The sequence below is a fragment of the Streptomyces sp. NPDC020875 genome (assembly GCF_040641415.1).
GTDB lineage: Bacteria > Actinomycetota > Actinomycetes > Streptomycetales > Streptomycetaceae > Streptomyces.
Genome location: NZ_JBFADP010000028.1, coordinates 37350 through 57180 on the forward strand (window position 1 = coordinate 37350; position 19831 = coordinate 57180).

14 protein-coding genes are annotated in these 19831 nt (G+C 73.0%); 6 read left to right on the forward strand and 8 right to left on the reverse strand.

The window, feature by feature from the left end; translation table 11 throughout:
• Positions 1–134: 134 nt before the first annotated feature.
• The 4 genes from AB0G74_RS18065 to AB0G74_RS18080 form a co-directional block, all read right to left on the reverse strand.
• Positions 135–1292 (reverse strand): glycosyltransferase, encoded by a 1158-nt coding sequence (locus tag AB0G74_RS18065; protein WP_361147106.1) that lies wholly within the window; start codon positions 1290–1292, stop codon positions 135–137.
• Entirely contained in the window at positions 1285–4071 is a 2787-nt protein-coding gene (locus AB0G74_RS18070; RefSeq protein WP_361147109.1) for a CDP-glycerol glycerophosphotransferase family protein, read from the reverse strand. The genes AB0G74_RS18065 and AB0G74_RS18070 overlap by 8 nt, the downstream gene beginning before the upstream one ends.
• A gap of 332 nt (positions 4072–4403) precedes the next feature.
• Positions 4404–6032, reverse strand: coding sequence for a glycosyltransferase family A protein (locus AB0G74_RS18075; protein WP_361147111.1), 1629 nt, complete (start codon positions 6030–6032; stop codon positions 4404–4406).
• Between the two features lie 212 nt (positions 6033–6244).
• A complete protein-coding gene (locus AB0G74_RS18080; protein ID WP_361147114.1) occupies positions 6245–6535 on the reverse strand; it encodes a hypothetical protein in 291 nt (96 codons plus the stop codon).
• Between the two features lie 108 nt (positions 6536–6643).
• Between AB0G74_RS18080 and AB0G74_RS18085 the strand changes: the two genes are divergently transcribed.
• The gene (locus AB0G74_RS18085) at positions 6644–7015 is read left to right on the forward strand and encodes an arsenate reductase family protein (protein ID WP_361147116.1); all 372 of its coding nucleotides are present in this window, start codon (positions 6644–6646) and stop codon (positions 7013–7015) included.
• A gap of 62 nt (positions 7016–7077) precedes the next feature.
• On the opposite strand, the gene AB0G74_RS18090 is transcribed toward AB0G74_RS18085, so the two are convergent.
• Positions 7078–8094 carry a Gfo/Idh/MocA family oxidoreductase gene (locus AB0G74_RS18090; RefSeq protein ID WP_361147118.1) on the reverse strand — a complete coding sequence of 339 codons (1017 nt, stop codon included), beginning with the start codon at positions 8092–8094 and terminating at the stop codon, positions 7078–7080.
• 263 nt (positions 8095–8357) lie between these two features.
• Here AB0G74_RS18090 and AB0G74_RS18095 point away from each other — a divergent pair, with 263 nt between their 5' ends.
• The 4 genes from AB0G74_RS18095 to AB0G74_RS18110 all read left to right on the forward strand — a co-directional run bounded on the left by AB0G74_RS18095 (position 8358) and on the right by AB0G74_RS18110 (position 13401).
• Positions 8358–9941, forward strand: coding sequence for a hypothetical protein (locus AB0G74_RS18095; RefSeq protein ID WP_361147121.1), 1584 nt, complete (start codon positions 8358–8360; stop codon positions 9939–9941).
• Complete coding sequence (locus AB0G74_RS18100; RefSeq protein WP_361147124.1) at positions 9938–11107, forward strand: hypothetical protein; 1170 nt, start codon at positions 9938–9940, stop codon at positions 11105–11107. The genes AB0G74_RS18095 and AB0G74_RS18100 overlap by 4 nt, the downstream gene beginning before the upstream one ends.
• Positions 11108–11278: 171 nt before the next feature.
• Complete coding sequence (glnII, locus tag AB0G74_RS18105) at positions 11279–12301, forward strand: glutamine synthetase (RefSeq protein WP_361147126.1); 1023 nt, start codon at positions 11279–11281, stop codon at positions 12299–12301.
• Positions 12302–12723: 422 nt separating this feature from the next.
• Entirely contained in the window at positions 12724–13401 is a 678-nt protein-coding gene (locus tag AB0G74_RS18110) for a winged helix-turn-helix domain-containing protein (protein ID WP_361147243.1), read from the forward strand.
• A gap of 96 nt (positions 13402–13497) precedes the next feature.
• Here the strand turns inward: AB0G74_RS18110 and AB0G74_RS18115 are convergent, their stop codons facing one another.
• Together AB0G74_RS18115 and AB0G74_RS18120 are read right to left on the reverse strand one after the other, a co-directional pair.
• Entirely contained in the window at positions 13498–15084 is a 1587-nt protein-coding gene (locus tag AB0G74_RS18115) for a PepSY domain-containing protein (protein ID WP_361147129.1), read from the reverse strand.
• Positions 15085–15132: 48 nt separating this feature from the next.
• On the reverse strand, positions 15133–15816 hold the full coding sequence (locus AB0G74_RS18120; protein WP_361147132.1) for a hypothetical protein: 684 nt from the start codon (positions 15814–15816) through the stop codon (positions 15133–15135).
• A 115-nt stretch (positions 15817–15931) separates the two neighbouring features.
• On the opposite strand from AB0G74_RS18120, the gene AB0G74_RS18125 reads away from it, so the two are divergent.
• Positions 15932–16945 carry an NAD-dependent epimerase/dehydratase family protein gene (locus AB0G74_RS18125; protein WP_361147135.1) on the forward strand — a complete coding sequence of 338 codons (1014 nt, stop codon included), beginning with the start codon at positions 15932–15934 and terminating at the stop codon, positions 16943–16945.
• A 438-nt stretch (positions 16946–17383) separates the two neighbouring features.
• Here the strand turns inward: AB0G74_RS18125 and AB0G74_RS18130 are convergent, their stop codons facing one another.
• Positions 17384–19531, reverse strand: a complete 2148-nt coding sequence (locus AB0G74_RS18130; RefSeq protein WP_361147138.1) for an MMPL family transporter — start codon at positions 19529–19531, stop codon at positions 17384–17386.
• Positions 19532–19831 lie beyond the last annotated feature (300 nt).

The window sequence follows — 19831 nt, forward strand, 5'->3', positions numbered from 1 at the left end:
GGCCGATCCCGGCCGCTCCGGGACAGGGCTGTGACACGAATGCCCCGGTACGGAGCCGGGCCCCGGCACGGCGGCCGGGGCCCGTGGGATCGGCGAAGGGAGAGCCGAAACGGAGGCGAAGCGGAGTCGGACGGTCAGCGGTCGATCTCTTCGAAGACCCGGTCCCAGCGGTCCAGTACCCGCGACAGCGACAGATGCTTGACGTGCTCGCGACCGGCGGCGCCGTAGCGGGTCCGCAGCTCGTCGGAGTCCATCAGCTCGCCCAGCGCGTCGGAGAGCGCCGGTACGTCGCCGGAGGGCACCAGGGTGCCCGTACGGCCGTGGTCGACGAGTTCGCGTACGCCGCCGGAGAGGTCGAAGCTGACACAGGGGACACCGCAGGCCGCGGCCTCCGCGAGGGCCATCGGGCGGCCCTCCCGCTCACTGCTGATCGCCACCACGGACAGCTCGCGGTAGACGGCGGCCATGTCGTTGGCGGTACCCCGGAAGACGACCTGCTCGGCCACGCCCGCCCGCTCGGCGACCCGGCGCAGGTCGGCCTCCAGCGGGCCGTCGCCGAAGAGGTGCAGCTCCCAGCCGGAGCGGCCGGGCAGTGCGGCGGCGAACGCCTCGATCAGCCGGTCGAGCCGCTTGATCGGGTCGAGCCGGCCCACCGCGCCGATCTTCTTCGTGTCCACCGGGGCGGCGGTGTCCGGGTAGAACGGCAGCGGGTTCGGCATCACGGAGACATTGGGGACCCGCTGGTTGCGGAACTCCTCGGCGTCGCCGTCGCTCAGTACCAGCGACTTCTCCATCAGCGGGTAGTGCCGCTTGATGAGTCCCAGGTTGGGGCCGCGGCGGGCCTGGGCGAAGGACTCGTGGTACTGGCCGATGCCCTTGAGGTGCTGCCACTCCAGGCTGAGCACCCAGTCCGCGGCCCACGGGGAGCCGAAGACGATATAGCCGTCGCGTACGGCGGCCAGCCGACGGGTGAGGTCGGTCCGGGCGTCGTCGCGCTCGGAGCGCAGCTGGCGGGCCTCGGCGCGCCGGGCCGGGCTGATCCGGTTGCCGACGGTACGCGGCCGGGGCCGGGGCGTACTGGGCTCGGCGAGCAGCGTCGTATGGGCGTAGGAACGCCCGTCGGCGTTGTACGGGAACGGCTCGGGGCTGGGGCGGATGCCGATCAGCTCCACCCGGTGGCCCCGGTCGCCCATGCCCTGGGCCAGGGTGTGCAGCACGCGCTGGGAGCCGCCCATGGAGTCCACGTCGATGCCGACGAAGAAGACATTGCGCGGGGGGTTGGCCTCAGTCACGGGTACCGCCTTCGAAAAAAGCGTCGACCACGATCTTGCTGGCGTAGCCGGTCTCGTACGAGCAGAACATCTCCTGGAAGCGGGCGTAGCGGTCGGCGTGCCGCTCGGCCACTCCGTCGAGGTCGCCCATGGCGGCGGCGAGCTGGTCCGTGGTGGTCAGCATCGGGCCGGGGGCGATCTCCTCCAGGTCGTAGTACATCCCGCGGTCGCCGCCGCGGTAGTCGTCGTAGTCGTCGGTGTAGAGCAGGATCGGCCGGCCCGTGTTGGCGTAGTCGAACATCAGCGACGAGTAGTCGGTGAGGACGGCGTCGCAGCTCAGCAGCAGATCGTTGATGTCGGGGAACCCGGCGCCGTCGCGGAGGAAGTGCGCGAGGCGGGGGGCGACCTTGAAGCGGTCGTACGGGTGGGCCCGGACGACGACGATCCACTCGTCGGAGAGCGTGGCGGCCAGCTCCTCGAAGTCCACCCGGATCGACTGGCCGGTGCCGCGGGCGGCGTCCCGGAAGGTCGGGGCGTAGAGCAGGACCTTCTTCTCGGCGGGGATGTGCAGCCGCTCGCGGACGGCTGCCGCGCGGGCCCGCTGCTCGGGCTCGGCCCAGCGGACCAGGACGTCGTTGCGGGGGTAGCCGGAGCGGATCAGCTCGGCGTCGACCTCGAAGGCGGGGACGAAGGTCCGCTCGAACTCGGAGCTGGGGCAGACCAGGGAGTCCCAGCGGGCCACACCGTCACGGAACGCCTGCTGGTCCGGGGCCGGGGCCTGGCGGAGCGACGGCACGTCGAAGCCCATCGCCTTCAGGGTCTGGCCGTGCCAGGTCTGGAGGTAGCGGGTGCCGTTCGGCTTGCCGTACAGATAGGGCAGGTTGTGGGAGTCGACCCAGTAGCTGGCGCGGGCGAGGGCCCGGCCGTACGCCCAGCTGCCGCGGCGGACCAGGGGTACGCCCTCGGGGAACGAGGAGCGGTCGCCGTTGTAGGACCACACCACGTCGATGGGGAGGTTGCGGCGGCGCAGCTCCTCGTAGATGTAGCGGGGGTTGTCGCAGTAGCCGCGGCCCTCGGACGCCTCGAAGACGGCGAGGCTGCGCTTGCGGGGCAGCTTGGAGAAGGTGTCGTAGACGGTGGCCTTGCCCTCGTTGCCGGCGAAGACCTTCTTGACCCGGCCGACCTTCTTCTTCACCTTGCGGGCGTACGGACCCATCGGCTGGAGCGCCTTGAGGACGCCCTGGCGCTGCCAGGAGACCTCCAGGCGGCCCTGGCCGCGCAGTTCGGGACGGACCAGGGCCTCGTGGACGCCGACGGTGTTGTACGTCACCGACGCGCGGTGCGCGGGCAGGTCGTGCGGGGCGAGGATCGGGTCGGCGCGGCGGACGCCGTCGTACTCCAGGGCGACCACGGGGTGGCGGCGGACGGCGACTCCGGCCTTGCCGACCGGTACCCGGCGCAGGTCGAGCCCGGCCCGGGAGACGTACTGGCCGTCGCCGTCGGGGCGCAGCTCCAGCGGGACGGCGAGGGGCTTGCCGTGGGCGGCGAGCTTCAGGCTGGCCTCGACGCCTTCGGTGATGATCCCGGCGGGGTCGTAGGTGCGGAGGGTGAGCTTGAGGACGGCGCCGTCGGGTACCAGCGACTCGATCTCGTGGCGGAGCTGGCCGCCGCTGAGGACCTGGTCGCGGATGTGGCGCTCGTCGAGGTTCAGCTCGGACCGGCCGCGGCGGTCGGTGGGGACCTCGGTGCCCCAGTAGACGGTGCCGTCGTCGCCCTCGCAGACGAAGCGGGGGGCGATCAGCGCGCTGCCCAGTTCACGGGCGGCCACCTGGAGGTCGGCGAGCCGGCCGACGCGCAGCAGGTGGAGGCAGATCCGCTCCTCGCGGGAGAGCCGGTCGTAGGTCTCGTCGGCGATCTCGTCGAGGTACGGGTTGACCGCCTCGGCGAACTCCGTGATCCATTCCAGATCGCGGAAGGGCAGGTCGCCGAGGTAGAGCCGGAAGTCGTGGCGGAGGAACTTGTAGTCCTTCTCCGGGCGCAGGGCGCTGTGGCCGTGCTCCTCGAACCAGGCGTCGATCAGCCGGGCGACCCCGATCCGGTCCCGGACGTTCTGGATCTTGTGGCGGCTGGAGGAGATGGAGACGCTCTCCGGGGCGAGCCGCCAGGTGTAGACGGACCAGGGCACCACGGCGAAGGACTCGGCCAGGGTGTACGCCTGGGCGGAGAACAGCTGGTCCTCGTAGTGGATGCCCTCGGGGAACGTGAGGCCGTTGTCCCGGATGAAGGCGGTCCGGTAGAGCTTGTTGGTGGAGAGGTGGTCGAAGAAGTAGTCGGGCTCCTCGGCGATGCCCTCGACGACCCGCTGGCCGGTGAAGAGCCGCGGGTACCAGAGTCCGGTGGTGTCGTTCTCCTCGAAGTACCGGGTGACCTCACCGGTGACGAAGTCGACGCCGGTCTCCTCGGCGACCAGCAGCATGCTCTTGCAGGCGTGCCGGGGCAGTTCGTCGTCGCTGTCGAGGAACATGATGTGCGGCGCGCGGGCGACGGCGATGCCCCGGTTGCGGGGGGCGCTGCAACCGCCGCTGTTCTGCTCCAGGCGCTCGTAGCGGACCCGGGGGTCGGCTGCGGCGAGGGCGCGGGCGACCTGCTCGGTGTCGTCCGTGGAGCAGTCGTCGGCAATGATCACTTCTAGGTTGTTGAGCGTCTGGTCGAGTACCGACCGGACCGCTCGGGGGAGCCGCTCCTCATCGTTGTAAACGATGATCACGACGCTCACATCCGGGACATCGCGTGTCGGCATCCGTGTCCTCTCAAACAATGCAGCACACGAACCAACGTGGCACAGGTCGTGGGTCACCGACGTGCTGCCACCGGTGTCTGTAGGCCGCGCAGGCCCCTTTTGTGGATCCTGACGCGGGGCAAAGATTACCTTGCGGAACGAGTGGGCTCCAAAAGGATCCGGGTAGGCGCCGGGGTTGAAGCCCGGTGAAAGTCAAGTGTCGTGCGGGGGCTTGTGGGGCGCGTTTCACCGGCGCGCGGAGCGGGACGGAAGCGGATTCCGTGACTCCGGGTGGCGGGGCGACTGCGGCGGGCCCGGAGGCGGGGCTCCTCGACCGGTCGGGGCCGGGTGGCTCAGCGGCGGGCCATCAGCCGCCGGATGCGGCCGCCGAGGACCCGCCGTACGCCTTCGACGCCGTCGGCGGTCCGCAGGACCAGGGCCCGCCGGGGCGAGGCTCCGGCCTGGACGAGGAAGGGGCGGCCCCGCTTGACGACCACCCGGCGGCGGGCGTTCTGCGCGGCGTGGGCGCGGACCTCGGCGGTGGTGGACGAGCCGTCCGCGTACTCGACCCGGACCTCGACCGCCCAGGCGGAGAGCCGCCCGGAGGGCACCAGATCGTCCAGGGGTACGGACGGCGTCGCCTCCCAGCAGTCGTCGCCGGGGAGCAGCGGGGCCCGTACGGTCAGGGCGGGCGCGGCGCCGGAACGCTCGGTGAGGGTGAGGGTGGCGGCGACCGGGCCGAGGGCCGCGAGACGGCCGTACAGCTCGTGCACGGTGATCGACAGCCGTACGGCGGAACCTATGGTGACCCGGCCGTCGACGGCGACCGGCAGCTCCTCCGGCGGCAGCCCGGCCAGATCGTCGAGCGGTACGTCGCCGGGGGCGGCGGCGAAGACGGGCTCACCGCCGGAGCCGGTGGCGTACGGCGGGATCAGCCGGGGCCGGGGCGCGGCCAGCTCCACCAGCCGGGGCACCCCGAACGGCTCCGGGGCGTGCAGCAGGGCGGCGGCGGCCCAGCGGGCGGCGGGCCGGGCGGCGGCGAGGGCCGCCGGGTCGAACTCCGCGAGATGGGCGCGGGTCACCGTCCACCACTGGGCCCGGTACTCGGCGGAGCGCTGCGGCAGCTCCCGGAGGTACATCGGCAGGTCGTAGTCGACGAACTTGGTCCGCGCGGCGGTCGCCAGCGCGTCGAGCCCCGCCTTCCGGAAGACCTCGACCACCCCGGCGTGCGCGGCGACCCGGTGCTCCCAGTTGGCGATCGACGCACGGCGCAGGGAGATGGAGAGCGTGGCCGCCCGGCGGCGGACGTGCCAGATGTAGACGGGTATGCCGGTGACGGCGATCCGGGGCGCGGCGGCGTAGACCCCGGCCGTGAAGACGAAGTCCTCGTAGTGGAAGGCGCCGTCGGGGAAGGTGAGACCGTGGGCGGTGAGGAACGAGCGGCGGTAGAGCTTGTTCACGGAGAGCGTGTCGTGGAGCATTTCGGGATGGCCCGCGATGCCGTCGAGGACCGTGCCGGGGAGTTCGGCGCCCTGCTCCCGGTCGTAGATCGCGGGGGCCCAGACCGTTTCCCGGCCGCCGGGCAGCTCCCGGCGGACGCAGACCCCTGCGGTGACGTCCGCGCCGTGTTCGCGGGCGGCGGCCAGCAGACCCTCGGCGGCGCCGGGCACCAGCAGGTCGTCGCTGTCGAGGAAGAGGACGTGGGAGCCGGTGGCGGCGGCGATGCCGTCGTTGCGGGGCGTACCGCAGCCGCCGCTGTTGGTCTCGCGGCGGATCACCCGGACCCGGGATTCGCCGTCGAACGCGGCGAGGGCGGCGGGGGTGTCGTCGGAGGAGTGGTCGTCCACGACGATCACCTCGGAGACGGCCTCGCCCTGGGCGAGCGCGGACCGGACGGCGTCGGCGACGTGTGCGGCGTCGTTGTAGGTGATCACGACGACGCTGACACTGGGCTGACCACCGGGGACGGCTCGCGAACTCATGTGGAAATCCTATGGGACCCGAGGGTTGGTGCGGTACATGACCGTACGGCCTGCGGGGTGTGCGGCGCGGCCGTACGGGGGCGTCGGCGGGCGGGGTGTTCCGGGGTGCGCGGCGGCCGGGGGCGGGCGCGCGTGGTTCCTCGCGCCCCTGAAGCACCCCCTGCCCCTGAGGTGCCCCCCTGCCCCCGGAGGGGCAGGGGAGGCGGGGAGCGTCAGCGGCCGTAGCGGATGAGGGCGCGGACCATGCGGCAGGTGGTGTCGGAGGGGGGATGGATGCCTATGTGGTCGGCGGTGGAGCGGATCCGGGCGTTGTCGGCGGTCGACGGGTGGTAGACGCCCGAGTCCAGCAGGGCGATCGCGAGACGCATCGCCTTCAGCCGGCGGTTGTGCGTCACGTACCACTCCCGGGGCTGTCCGGCGGGGAGCGGCTTCTTCGTCAACGGGGCGGACGGGGTCGTGTGCGCGCCTTGGGCGGGCTTCCTCATGAGTCTGGATACGGCCATCGACAACCTCCAGCTGCGGTGGCGGGACCATCCCGAACTGTTGTTCATTCTATCGAGCGGCACTGACAATCGGCCCTGGCCAGACGGGGTGCGCGCTACCTTGTGGGCATGGAGATCTGGATCAATTCGGCCTGCTCGAAATGCCGTACCGCCGTCCGGCTGCTCGACGGCGAAGGGGCCTCGTACACCGTTCGGCGCTATCTGGAGGACGTCCCTTCGGCGGCCGAGATCCGGGATGTGCTCACCCGGCTCGGGCTGGAGCCGTGGGACATCACCCGGACCCAGGAGGCGGCCGCGAAGGAGCTGGGGCTGCGGGAGTGGCCCCGGGACGCGGCGGCCCGCGAGCGGTGGATCGAGGCGCTGGCCGGGCATCCCCGGCTGATCCAGCGCCCGATCATCACCGCCGACGACGGCTCCGCCGTGGTGGCCAGGACCGACGAGGCCGTCATGGACGCGCTGCGCCGGGGCGACGGGGCCTGACGGCCGCCCCAGGCGCCACTGGCCGCTCCGGCCTTCGCCGGACCTCCTGCGCCTCAGACCTCTCAGACGCCCGCCGACGACGCCGACGGCTCGGATATCTCCGCCATCTGGCCCTCCGCCGTGGCCAGCAGCTCCGTCAGCCGGGTGCCGAAGTGGATGTCGCAGGGGTGCGGGCGGCCCGTGCGGGCGCTCTCCAGCAGGGCGTCCAGCGCGTCCCGGAACGCGGCCACCGGGTCGGACCACTCGGGCATGACCGTCGTACCGCTGTCGCCGAGGCACTCCACGATCACCGACGCGGCCTTGGGCGGCGCGCTCAGCCCGAGGGTGGCCGTACTGGAGGCGCCCGAGGCGTGGCGCAGGACGAGATGGGCCGTGCCCTCGGGGCCGGGGGCCGCCGTCACGGCGGTCACCTCGCCCAGGACGGGTATCAGTACGGAGAGCATATGGGGGCCCAGATCCCACAGGCCGCCCCGCTCGCGCCGCCAGGGCGACGCCGCGTACGGGCTGGTGCCGCCCGGGGCGTAGAGCGCGCCGAGCCACTGCGCGCGGGCCGTGAACCAGCCGCCGGTCGCTATCTGCCGGTCGATCCAGAGCCTGGTCTCCCGGGCGAACCGCAGGGTGCAGAAGACCACGGACGCGACGCCCGCCCGGGCCACCGCGTCGGCCGCCGCCCGCGCGGCGGCGACGTCCGTGGCGACCGGCTTGTCGAGCAGGACATGGCGTCCGGCCCGCGCGGCCCTGGCCGCCAGGGGGGCCTGGACGTCCGGCGGCAGCGCGAAGGCTGCGGCGTCACAGGCGGCGAGCAGTTCGCCGATGCCGTCCTCACCGCTGTAGGCGGTGGTGCCGTGGGCGTCGGCGAGGGCCCGCGCGGCCTCCGGGCGGCGCGCCCAGACACCCGCGAAGTCGACGCCGTCATGACCGGCGATGGCGGGAGCCTGGGTGGCCGCGGCCCAGGGACCGGCGCCGAAGAGGGCGACCCGGGCCCGGCCGGGCGGAGCCGCCGCCGAAGCCGTCGCCGGGTCCCGGTCGGGGTCCGGGCCCGGATCCGGCTGTCGCGATGTCGTCGTCGTGGATGTCATGGTCCCCATACGTCCTGTGGTCGTCCGCCGTGTCGTGCGATGCGATGCGTAGGCGATGTGCCGTGATCCAGTGTGCCGATCGCCCGGCGTCCGGCCCCGGGTTTATCCACAGGACCGGGAGTTTCGTGTGATGTTACGTTGAGCCGCACCGGCCGCGGGACTCCGGTGCGACTTCCGAAACTTGCCTGTGAAGCACTGTCGACGCTGTTCGCACCCCTATTCCCCGGCCGGTTTCCCTTACCCAGCGCCCCCTTGGGGAGACCATGGATCCGTCGACCGCCGACGAGACCTGTGCCGATCTCGTCGCCGCCGAGGACGTACTGCTCTTCGTCAACGCGGCGGTCACCGCCACCGGGCAGCGGGAGTTCCGGTCCGACGCGGCGGAGCAGCGGCTGTCGCTGGACTTTCTGCACGAGTACGTCCGGGTCAACTACCGGCCCCTGTACGCCGCCGCCCTCGCGCTCGACATCAACGACCACAACGCGGCCCTGATCGTGGAGGGGCTGCTGCGGACCGCCAGCGAGGCCACGGCCGGGCAGAAGCGCGCCGAGGGCCCGCTGATCGCCGCCCGGCTCGCCCTACTGCCGCCGCAGCGCGTGTACCGGCTGTTCCGGGCACTGCGCGCGGCCGGGGTCAACAACCGCAGGACCCGGGCGATCCAGCGGGACTGGCTGGCGGCCCGGCCGGATCTGGGGCACGACGCGGTCAAGTACCGCCGCGGCCTGAAGTCGGCGGTACGGCACGTCCATCTGCCGCCCCGGGTGCTGGAGGCGGGTTCCGGCGGCCCCGGTGTCCCCGGCGAGCTGGGCGACTTCCTCTTCCGGCCCGGTGCCCGGACGCGCTACGGGCATCCGCTGCTCGACGCGTACCGCCGGGCCCGGTACGACCAGCGGGCGGTCTACGAGCTGCCGTTCACAGTCGCCGCCGGATTCGCCGCCCGCCACCGCGTGCCGCGGGACATCTTCCTGGAGCGGGCCGCGCCCCGGATGACCCGGCTGGAGCGGCTGCGGACGGCCGGGGAGGCCGGGCTCGCCGACGACCGGCTGGCCGGGATGCCGCTGACCCGGCTGGCGCTGTACGTCCTCTCCCTCCCGCTCTCCGAGCGGGCCGCGCGCCGCGCCGGGCTGGAGCGGGCGCTGCGCGCCGCCGCCGTACGGGCCGCGGGCTCCCACGCCGGGACCTGGGGGCGGGTGTCGGCCGTGCTGGACGACAGCCATTCGTCGTACGGCTCCGGGGTCAAGCGCCGCCGTCCGCTCGCGGTCGCCGTCGCGGCGCATTTCCTGCTGGGCGCGCTCGCCGCCGAGGGCGCGTACCGCGGCCGTTGGACCTCGGGGCGGGCCGATCCCCTGATGGCGCGCCCCTGGGGGCCGACGCCGCTCGGGAGCCGGATCCTGGACGCGCTGGAGGACTCCCCGGACCGGCTGGTGATCGTCTCGGACGGCTGGGACAACGCGCCGCCGGGGCTCGCGGGTGAGGTGCTGCGGCTCTGGCGGACCAGACTCGATCCCGCCCGGCGGACGGTGGTCACCCATGTGAACCCGGTCTACGACGCCGACGCGTTCGACGTCCGCCGGCTGGCGCCTTCGGTGCCGACCGTGGGGATCAGGGACGCGGAGGACCTGGCGGCGCTGGTGGAGATCGCGCGGTTCACCGAGGGACGTACGGGCGCGGCCGAACTGCGGGCCTATCTGGACCGGCGTACGGCGCTGTTCCTCCGGTCCGGAGCCGGGAGGCCCGGCGCCCGAGGTACCGGGAGCGGGCGGACGACAGACGGGAGCGGCCGGGCGACAGAGGTGACGTCCGGGAAGGGCCGGTCGACAGAGGAGCCGGACGGGGAGGGCCGATGAGCGGTCTGGACATGACCGGTCTGACGACCGGCCCGGCGCAGGTGTGGGGCGGGGTCCGGCTGGTACCGCTGCTGCGTGCCGCGCCCGTAGCGGGTCTGCGGCTGTACCGGGGTCCCGGCGGGGCCGAACCCGGTGGGGACCCCTGCCAGGGGGAGATCGCGTACGTCCCGCACGGTCTGGTCGCCGACTGGTCGGCGGCGGACGGGACCGGCGGCGGGAACGGTGCCGAGGGCGACGGGGAGGGCGGGGCGACCGCCGCGTACGGCACCCGGCTGGGGATCGGGGCGGCGCGGCCCCTCACCGTACCGGTCTCCCCGCGACGGCTCCCGGTACGGCGGCTGCGCGGACCGGCCCGGGGCGGCGGCCGGGCGCGGGAGGACCGGCTGCGGTTCCTGCCGCTCCAGCTGGCGCTCGGCGGCTATCTGGCGCTGCACTTCCGCCGTCCGACCGTGGCCTGGGAGACCTGGTCCCGCGAGGCGCTGACCCGGGGTCTCTCCCCGCGCGAGCAGGCGGCGTACGCGGGCCTGCCGGTACCGGGGCTCGACGAGGCGCTGCGGGTGTTCGAGATCCATCCCGGCCAGTGCGGCGTGCTCCTGTACACGGCGGACGATCTGGCCGGTGCGTTTGTCGTACCGCATCCCGAGGACTATCGGGCGCTGCACGCCACTCTGGTCGAGGATCTGTACGGCGAGTCGGTGCACCACCACGCGGTCTACGGCCGTCCGGTCCCGGCGTTCAAGGCCCGGCTCGGGAGCGGGCGGGGCATCCGGGACCTGGCGGATCTGCGGGCCGCCGCCCGGCGGGCGGAAGCGGCGTGGGCGCGGGACCACGACGCGGTGATGGCGGCCGGGCTGCTGGCCGGCGCTTACCGGTTCGAGCGGGTCTACACGCTGGGCGGATTCACCCTGGAGCGGTTTCTGCCGCCGTTCGTCCCCGGCCGGGAGCAGCACATCGGCGAGCTGATCCGGGACCGCAAGGGGCGGACGGTGTATCTGAAGACGTTCCGGCTCTCGGAGGCGCAGGTACGGCGAGGGCATCTGCTGGACGCGCTGCACGGGGAGGACTGGGATCCGGAGCGGGCCGCGCGGGCGCTGGGGACGACCGCCGACGAGCTGGCGCGGCGGATCAGGAGGGCGGGTCTGGCGGCGCTGCTCCGGCACGGGTAGGCGGGTCCCGGCCGGGGGCGGCTCGGGTTCTACGAGCCCGGTGTCGGCTGACGAGCCCGTCGCCGGGGTCCACCGGATGGCCGTAACACGGGGTTCACAAACGGGCAACCGGCGAGAAATCGCCCCTTGTCAAGCTGCGAGGAACCCGCCGCACCCGCAAAGGACGAGACCGTGACCTTCATCAAGGCCGAGTACATCTGGATCGACGGCACCGAGCCGACGGCCAAGCTGCGATCGAAGACCAAGATCCTTCAGGCCGGGGCCGAGCCGCCTCTGTGGGGCTTCGACGGGTCCAGCACCAACCAGGCCGAGGGCCACGCCTCCGACCGCGTACTGAAGCCGGTCTTCAGCTGTCCCGACCCCATTCGCGGCGGTGACCACGTCCTCGTGCTGTGCGAGGTCCTCAACACGGACATGACCCCGCACTCCTCCAACACCCGGGCCGCCCTGGCGGAGGCCGCCGAGCGGTTCGCCGCGCAGGAGCCGGTCTTCGGGATCGAGCAGGAGTACACCTTCTTCGACGGCGACCGCCCGCTGGGCTTCCCGGTCGGCGGCTTCCCGGCGCCCCAGGGCGGCTACTACTGCGGCGTCGGGGTGGACGAGATCCACGGCCGGGACGTCGTCGAGGCCCATCTGGAGAACTGTCTGAAGGCGGGGCTCGGCATCTCCGGGATCAACGCCGAGGTCATGCCCGGACAGTGGGAGTTCCAGGTCGGCCCGCTGGCCCCGTTGGAGGTGGCGGACCAGCTCTGGGTCGCCCGCTGGCTGCTCTACCGCACGGCGGAGGACTTCAAGGTCTCCGCGACGCTCGACCCCAAGCCGGTGAAGGGCGACTGGAACGGCGCCGGGGCGCACACCAACTTCTCGACCCGGGCGATGCGGGAGTCGTACGACGCCATCGTCACGGCCTGCGAGTCGCTGGGCGAGGGCTCCAAGCCGATGGACCACGTCAAGAACTACGGCGCGGGCATCGACGACCGGCTCACCGGACTGCACGAGACGGCCCCCTGGAACGAGTACAGCTACGGCGTCTCGGACCGGGGCGCCTCGGTCCGGATCCCCTGGCAGGTCGAGCGGGACGGCAAGGGCTATATCGAGGACCGGCGGCCGAACGCCAATGTCGACCCGTATGTCGTCACCCGGCTGATGGTGGACACCTGCTGCACGGCGCTGGAGAAGGCCGGCCAGGTCTGAGCCCGCCGCGCCACCGGGGGTCCCGCCGGGGATCCGGCGGGCCGGGGCGCGAAGGACGATGAGGGACAGGGACGAAGGGGTGTGCGCCGGAGGGGCGTACACCCCTTCGGCGCGTCAAACCTCTTGCGAGTGTGATGAGATACGCGTCTCGATCCGTGGGCATCGCCCTCCTGTGTGAGGTGTTCATCTGGTTCAATGAGGCCATGACCGGCTCCCAGAACCCCACGACAGGTCCCAGTGACCTGGAGCCGTTCTGGCCTTCCCGGCAGCACCACGACTTCGACCGGGTGTGTTGCCGCGCGATGAACGCGCGGGCCCTCTAAAACCGGTTTCCGGCCTTCGGCCAGCGCGCACGACGTACGTCCGTTCCACCGACTCGTCGAACCCTCCGCGCGAAAGAGAGCTGACCTCTCATGGCGAACATCGTCAACTCCCGCACCTTCTCGGCGGCCACCGCCGTTCCACCGCGCCATTCCGCCGCCCCGGGCCGGGCCGGGGCGCTGCCGGGTCCGGCCCGCGCGGCCCGGCACCGGCTCCGGGCCGTCGACCCCGACGAGGTCGTACCGCCCGGGACGCTCCGCTCCCTGACGGATCTGCTGCCGCCGGGCGCCACCTGGCTGCCCGCGCCGCAGAGCCAGGTACCGGCCCTGCCCGGGCGGCCGCCGATGGTCGGCTATCTGGTCCTCGTCCCGGCGGACCAGCTTCCTCCGGCGGCCTTCGCGCCGGTGGCGGCCGACGCCGCCGGGGTCCCGGCGCAGCGGCGGCCCGCCGGGGAGACCGCGGGCCCGCTGACCGGGGTGCCGGTACCGGGCCCGGCGGACGGGCCGGTGGGCATCGATTCGGCGGAGCGGGTGGCCCGGGTCGACGGGCAGGCCCTCGATCTGACGTATCTGGAGTTCGAGTTGCTGGCCCATCTGGTGGCCAGGCCGCACCGGGTGCACACCCGCGACCACCTCGTCACGACGGTCTGGGGGTACGGACACGTCGGTGACGGCCGGACCGTCGACGTCCATATCGCCCGGCTGCGGCGGAAGCTGGGCCCCGAGCACCGGCACACGATCCAGACCGTCCGCCGCGTGGGGTACAAGTACGCGCCCTGACCGGGGCGTACGCCCCCGGCGTGAGACCGAGCCCGTCTCAGGGGCCGGGACCCTGGTCTCGTATCACGATACGAGTCCGAGGGTCCCGACCCTTTCTCAGCCTCCAGCCGTACGGGACCTGAGCCGGGAGACCGCGCCCAGGGCGAGATCCACGGCCAGGAAGACCAGCAGGCTGAGCCCCAGCAGCGGTACGAACCAGCCCACCAGGGCCACCGCGGCGGCCAGCGGCAGCAGGAGTACGGGCGGCACCTTCCGCCAGGCGCCGCGCGGCACCGGACGGCCGCCGAGCGCCCGGCCCTTGGTGGGCCGCCGCTGCCACCACATCCGGTAGCCCCAGAGGATCACCAGGATCAGGGCGACGGCCAGCGCCGCCAGGACGAGCTGGTTGGCCAGGCCGAACAGCACTCCCATATGGGCGTCGATGCCGTACCGGGTCGCCTTGGCGAGCAGCGGATAGTCGTCGAACCGGAGTTCGTCGACGATCGCGCCGTCCGCCGGGTCGACGGCGACCGAGTCGAGCCGGACCGGGAAGGTGGTGTCCGTCTCCTTGATCACATACCCGGTCCCGGCGGCGGGCAGGGTGATCGACAGCGGTCCGTCGATCCCGGCCGCGCGGGCCGACTCCAGGGCCCGGTCGATCCCGATGTCCGCGCCCTGGTAGGCGCCGCCGTGACCGGCGCCGTGGCCCGCGTGCCCGCCGTCGCCGCCGCCCGAACCGCCGTCGAGGGTGGCGGAGACCGCCGGGGTGGCCCCGCCGAGCTGGTCCTGGACGGCCCCGATGTTCTCCCCCGCGTACCGCGACCAGGTCAGTCCGGTCGCCGACAGGACGACCAGTCCGAGGACGGCCCACGCGCCGACCGTGCCGTGCCACGACAGGGTCCGGCGGCGGCCCTTCGCCCCGGGTTCGGGGCGGAGGAGATCCCGCCGCGAGGACCGGCGCCGGCCGATCCACAGGGCCAGACCGCCGAGGGCGACCACCCAGAGCCAGCTCGCCGCCAGTTCGCTGTAGTTGCGGCCGAACTCGCCGAGCCGCAGATCGCGGTGGAGTTCGTCGAGCCAGGTACGGAGCGGCAGGGCGCCCGAGCTGCCGTACGAGGGCAGCTCGCCGCGCACCTTCCCGGTGTGCGGGTCGACGAAGACCGCGAGGGTCGAGCCCTCGGGCACACCCGGGGCGTCCATCAGGACCCTGGTGGTGTCCCGTTCGCCGGTCGCGGGCCGGACGGCGACGACGGTGCCGTCGGGCCGTACGTTGCGGGCGGCGGCGATCTGGTCGGCCAGCGGGAGCGAGCCCTCGTAGCGCTGGCCCGCGGGGACGGTCAGCTCGTCGCGGTAGACGATCTTCTCCGCCTGGAAGGAGAGCGCGTAGAGCAGTCCGCTGACGGCGGCGAGGAGGATGAAGGGGGCGATGAGGAGCCCCGCGTAGAAGTGCGTCCGGAGGACGAGGGGGCGGAGTCGGCTCCAGGCCGAACCGGTGGGTGTCTCGCGTTCCGACTCGGTGCGCTCGGAGTCGGCCGGTGCGGTCCGCTCGGAGTCGGCAGGCTCGGCGGCGGGCGGTCCGGCTTCGGACCGGTCGGCGTCGGACGGGTCGGCGGCAGCCGGCTCGGCAGTCGGCTCGACCGAGGGGGATATCTCCGACTTTCCGGGTCTTTCGGGGCTGCCGGGGGCAGCGGTGTCAAGGGTCATGACGATCCCGTTCGCATCTGTCTGGACAGGGGGGAATCGACCCCCGGGTCAGACGGCTGCTCCAGGGGCCGTGGCTCGGATCCGGAACGGGACCGGCGGGCCCCGGCGGATCAGGGTGTGGCCGAGGACGACGATCCCGCCGGGACGCTCGGCCGCCGTGGTCCGGGGCGCGGCGACCCGGCCGGGGGCCTCGGGCGTACGGAGGACCGCGAACAGCGCCCGGAGCGGGACGAAGGCCAGGGCGGCGAGGGCGCGGGCCAGTTGCAGGAACGCTTCCTCGCCCCGGGAGAGCCAGAGCCCGCAGACCGCGGCGGCCAGCAGATGGACCGCGATCATGCCCGCCCCGGTGGCGGACAGCACATCGGCGGCGTCGGGCAGGAACCGCGCGCCCCCGCCGGACCGAGTCACCGGGTTGTCGTGTCCGAGAGCCGCGAGGGATTCCGGCCGGGGCCCCGGGTGACCGGCGGGCGCGGCGTGCCCCTGGGCGCCGGAGTAGAGCAGATGCATCGCCGCCTGACCGGCGAGCAGTCCCGTACCGATGGAGAACGGGCCGCGACGACGGCCACCCGCGAGCCAGCCGGTGACGGCGGCCACGGCGAAGGCGGGCAGCAGGACAGCGGACGGGAGTTCATGTCCGGACATCCAGATATGCCCCGTCGCGGACAATGCCGTACACACCGCCGCGAAAATCGCGGCCCGGAGGGCGCGCAACGGCGGCCGGGTGTCGGACATGGTGGCCCCATGCTGCCACTGTTGTGTTACAGCCGTAAGGCATGGGACGCCTGTGGCATTACTCCATCAGCGGAAGGGCTGGTCAGCGGGGCACGCCGGGGGCAGGGTCGGGCTCATGAGACTTCTGATGCTGGGTGGAACGGAGTTCGCCGGGCGGGCGGTCGTGGCTGCGGCCCTCGACCGCGGCTGGGACGTGACGGTCTTCAACCGGGGCAACCGGCCCGCGCCCGAGGGCGTGACGGCGCTGGTCGGCGACCGCACCGCGCCGGGCGGTCTCGCGGCGATCGCCGACGGGACGTGGGACGTGGTGGTCGACACCTGGACCGCCGCGCCGACCGCCGTACGGGACACGGCACGGCTGCTCGCGGACCGGGTGGGCCGCTATGTCTATGTGTCGAGCTGTTCGGTCTACGTCTGGCCCGCGCCGCCGAACTCCGACGAGTCCGCGCCGCTCGTCGCCGCGACCGAGGACGACACGGACGTGCCGTACGCCGAGTCGAAGCGGGGCGGCGAACTCGCGGCGATCGGGGCGTTCGGGGCGGACCGGTCACTGCTGGTCCGGGCCGGGCTGCTGCTCGGGCCCTGGGAGAACGTCGGCCGACTGCCGTGGTGGCTGGCCAGGGCCGTCCGGGGCGGTGCCGTACTCGCGCCGGAACCGGCGGACGCGCCCGTCCAGTACATCGACATCCGCGATATGGCCGAATGGATCCTGTCGGCGGCCGAAGCCGGGCTGAGCGGTCCGTACAACATGGTCGGCGCGCAGCGGGGCGTCACCTTCGGGGACGTACTGGCGGAGTGCGTACGAGTCACGGCGGAGGCGCGGGCGGCGGCCGGGCCGGACGGGCCGGACGGGCTCGAACTGCGGTGGACCCCGGCGCGGCGGATCCTCGACGCGGGGGTGTCGCCCTGGACCGATCTGCCGATCTGGGTACCGCCGGAGGAGGCGCCCGACCTGCTGGGAGCGCTCTACACCCTCGATGTGAGCCGGGCCATGGCGACGGGCCTGCGGTGCCGCCCCCTGGCGGAGACGGTGGCGGACACGTGGGCCTGGCTCCGGGAACTGCCGCGGATGCCGTCGCGCCCGGGGGTGGGTCTCTCGCCCGAGCGGGAGGCGGCCCTGCTGCGCTGACCCGCCTCCGACAATGGGGGGGGACCCCAGCGCCGAGGCCCTCCCGGGTGAGGCCCACAACCCGGGTCTCGCCCGGCGGCTTGCTGTTGTCGGCGGTCCGCGGACCGCCTGTGGCTTGTCGCGCAGTTCCGCCCCCTATGCCTTCGGCAATGGGGGGACCCCCAGCGCCTTGGCTCTCCGGGGCACCGCCCCAAATGCCCGGGGCTCGCCCGGCGACCTGATGTTGTTCGCAGTCCGCACCACCGTCGTGGCTTGTCGCGCAGTTCCCCGCGCCCCTAAATGCTCTCCCCAGCACCGCCCCTGAAAAGAGGGCCCGTCTCTCGGCGAGGGCGGTCAGAAGGGCAACCAGGGGCGCGGGGAACTGCGCGACAAGCCACAGGCGGGCCGCAGGCCGCCGACAACACCAGGCCGACGGGCGCAGCCGGGAAGGGCGAGGGGCTAGAGGGCCGCCGGGGTCTTCGGCGCGGGCGCGGGCGGGGCCGGGTCGCCGTGCTCCATGGGCGGGAGGCGGCGGAGAAGTCGCGGCGTCTTCCAGTTGCGTTCGCCGAGCAGCGACATCACCGACGGCAGCAGCACCATCCGTACCACCGTCGCGTCGAGCAGCACCGCCACCGCGAGCCCCACGCCCATCTGCTTCATCGACTGCATGGTCAGCGTGCCGAAGACCGCGAAGACCGCCACCATGATCACCGCCGCGCCGGTGACCGCGCCCGCCGTACGGGCGATGCCGTCGGCGATGGCGGTCCGGTTGTCGGCGCCCCGGTCGCGGCTCTCGCGGATCCGGGAGACCACGAAGACGTGGTAGTCCATGGAGAGTCCGAAGAGGACGACGAGGACGAAGAGCGGCAGCCAGCTCTCGACGGCGCCCACCTTCTCCGTGCCGAGCAGCGACGCCCCGATGCCGTGCTGGAAGACGGCGACCATCACCCCGTACGCGGCCGCGACCGAGAGCAGGTTGAGCAGGATCGAGGTGACGGCGATGACATAGGAGCGGAAGCAGAACAGCATCACCAGGAACGTCACGGCGGTGATGAAGACGAAGACCGGGAGGATGCCGTCCTTCAGCTTCGCGTTGAAGTCGACGGACTCGGCCAGTTCTCCGGTGACGTACGCCTTCGCCCCGGTGCCGTCGAATGCCGCAGGGACGGTTCGTTCGCGCAGTTCGGTGAGGGCGTCGCGGGAGCGCCGGTCGCTGCCGTCGCCGGGCAGCGGTACCTCGATCAGGGCGATGTCCTCGGTCCGGTGGACGGTGACCCGGCCGGGGTCGAAACCGGCCAGGGCCGTACGGACGGACGGCGCTTCGATGTCGTCGGCCGCGACGACGATCCGGGCCGGGTCGGGCCCGCCGGGGAAGCTCTCGGTGATCGCGGTGTGGGCGATGGTGAGCGCCGAGTCGGAGCCGAACTGCTTCTCCATGCCGAGCTGCTCGGTCTTCATCCCGATCGCGGGCGCGGCCAGGGCGAGCATCACTACGGTGCCGAGGACGGCGAAGAGTCCGGGCCTGGCGAGGACGGGCCGCAGCAGCGGGGCCGCGAGGGTGCCGCCGGTGCGGGCGCGCCTGCCCCGGCGGTGGAGCAGGGGGATCCGTCCGGCGTCGACGCGGTCGCCGAGCCAGGCGAGCAGGGCGGGCAGCACGGTCACGGAGCCGATGACGGCGATCAGTACGACGATGATGGTGGCGAGGGCGAACCCTTCGAAGAGCAGCATCCCGGAGAGGAACATCCCGGCCATCGCGAGCATCACGGTGATGCCTGAGACGAGTACGGCCCGGCCGCTGGTGGCGGCGGCGATCCGGAGCGCCGTCCCGGGGTCCCGGCCCGCGGCCCGCTCGTCGCGTTCCCGCCGCAGGTAGAAGAGGCAGTAGTCGACGCCGACGGCCAGGCCCATCAGGAACATCACCGAGTAGGTGGTCTGGAAGAGATGGAGCTGGTGGCTGGCGAGGGTGAGCAGTCCGAAGGCGGCGGCACAGGCGGTGAGCGCCAGGGCGACGGGGAGCAGCGCGGCGACGACCGTACCGAAGGCGACGAGCAGAATGCCGAGGGCGAGGGGTACGGCGGTGAACTCGGCCTTCTTGAAGTCGTCGGCGAGGAGGTCGTTGAGCCATTTGTCGGCGCTGGCCCGGCCGAACTGGTGGACCTCGACGCCCTCCCGGCCGTCGGCGGCGGCCCGGACCGCGTCGAGTACGGGTTCGACCCGGTCGCCCGCGGTTTCGGGGTCGCCCTTCATCTCGATCCGGACCAGGGCTTCCGTGCCGTCGGCCGAGGGGAGGGGCGGTTCGATCCGGGCGGTCTCGCCGGTGGCGGCGACGGACCGGGTCAGTTCGGTCGCGGTGGCCTTCCAGCCGCCCTCGGTCCGGCTGCTGATCAGGACGAGTTCACCGGCGGGGGCCGCGAGACCGGTGTCCTCCAGGATCTTCTCGGCCCGGGCGGAGTCACCGGCGCCGCCTTCGGACTCGGACATCTCGATCAGTCCTGCGGAGCCTCCGCCGACGGTGGCGAGGACGACGAAGAGCAGCCAGCCGATGACGGCGGTCTTGCGGTGGTGCGCGCTCCACATGCCGACGCGTGCGGCGAGATTCGGTCTCATGGTGCTGGTCCCCCTGGGTCGGATCGCGGGTTTCGGTTCGGGTCCGACGCTATGAACCGGGTACGGGGCGGCCCCAGCCGTCAGGGGCCCCTGTCCGGAGCCGTAGGGCGAGGTTCCGGGGGTGGTGCCGGCAACACCCCCCGGACGGGGGCCCGGACCAGTGCCGGGTCCGGCGGAGGGGCGGAGACTGGGGGTGCGACGATCGGCTGTCGCGGGGTCGGCGCGTTCCGTCGGCGGTCGCGGGGTCGGCGCCGGGCGGCTGCGGTATGACTGGCGGGGGTCGGCGTATGACTGGCGTAC